Annotated in this window: 3 protein-coding genes; all 3 read left to right on the forward strand. The window is 37.4% G+C overall.

What is annotated here, in order from left to right; all coding sequences use genetic code 11:
* On the forward strand, window positions 1-287 hold a 287-nt coding region (locus ACJML3_RS04665; protein WP_406021040.1), incomplete at its 5' end, for a phage baseplate protein.
* Window positions 288-301: 14 nt separating this feature from the next.
* Window positions 302-628 carry a phage baseplate plug protein gene (locus tag ACJML3_RS04670; RefSeq protein WP_406021042.1) on the forward strand — a complete coding sequence of 109 codons (327 nt, stop codon included), beginning with the start codon at window positions 302-304 and terminating at the stop codon, window positions 626-628.
* A partial coding sequence (locus ACJML3_RS04675; RefSeq protein WP_406021044.1) for a hypothetical protein occupies window positions 597-1,357 on the forward strand: 761 nt, incomplete at its 3' end. The genes ACJML3_RS04670 and ACJML3_RS04675, both read left to right, overlap by 32 nt.

Raw genomic sequence — 1,357 nt, forward strand, 5'->3', positions numbered from 1 at the left:
TGATGGCTTTTGTGGATGCACTTAATCTGTATGTATCTAACACTGATCTGTTAACCGTTGAAACACCAGAGCAGGAATATGCAAATATGAAACTTACCAAGTTTTCATATAACAGATCTGCAGAAAACGGCACAGATGTGATATATGCTGAATGTGCATTTCAAGAGATTAGAGAAGTTACAAGCCAATTTACCAATGTAAGAGTAGGTGGAAAGAAATCAAGAGGCTTACAACAGGGCAAAGAAACAAGTGCTTTGAGTGGCTTGATCGGATGGTTTAAAAAATAAAGAGGCGTTAAAAAATGGTTGAATTATCACTTATCAATACACCTAATCAAGAATTTAACGCTATTCTGAATGATCAGAATTGTACTATACAGGTGCGATTTTTGGGAGATAACGCATATTTTTCATTATGGGTTGATGATGATCCGATTGTGCAAAATGTCATTATGTTGCCTAAAGAAAAAATTTTGTTGTATCAGTCAAATTTCAGCGGAAACTTTTTTATTGTTGATTCTACATCCCCTGCAGATAATCAGAGTAAACCTAATTATGAAGAATTAGAAACCAGATTTAAGCTCTATTATTTAACAGATGAAGAAATGCAGGAGATCGAAACTGATTAAGATCAACGATCTCTTAAACACTGATAAAAAAAAGAACTCACAAACACGCACCTCCTTTTTAAAGCGTAAATTAAAAATTTTACTTACCCTGCAGAAAGGATCATTTAAAGGCGGTGAGGGTAACGCCTACGAGATCAGCGATCTTGCTATGTCTGTAAAGGTTGATAAAGTCGGAGCACCAGATTTTGGCAAGGCAAGCGCAACGATTTACGGTTTACCTCTTGACGTAATGGAGCAGTTATCTACTTTATGTATGCACCCTTTATTTGTAAGGCGAAATTATATCAATATCTACGCAGGGGATGATTACAACGGCTACAATCAGATCTATGCAGGAACAATTACCAGAGCAAGTGCAGACTTTAACAGTGCGCCAGATGTGAAATTTAACATAGAAAGTCAGATCGGCTTTTTTGGAGCGGTCACAGCGCAGGGACAGAATGTTGTTAATGGCACTCAGCAGGCATCCTCCTTTATTCAGATGCAGGCTCAAAAAATCGGTTTTACCTTTAAAAATGAAGGTGTAACAGGAACAATCAAAAACGCTGTTTTTGAGGGATCACCTATTGAACAGGCTAGACAGTGCGCTAAACAGATCGGAGCAGAACTCATATTAGATGATGAAAATATGATCCTTGTTAACAATGGAGCATCAAGAAAGGGTAATGCCGTATTATTAAATTCTGCTAGTGGTCTGTTAGGTTATCCGACTATGACACAAAACGGCAT

The organism is Succinivibrio sp. (assembly GCF_045124615.1).
Classification (GTDB): domain Bacteria; phylum Pseudomonadota; class Gammaproteobacteria; order Enterobacterales; family Succinivibrionaceae; genus Succinivibrio; species Succinivibrio faecicola.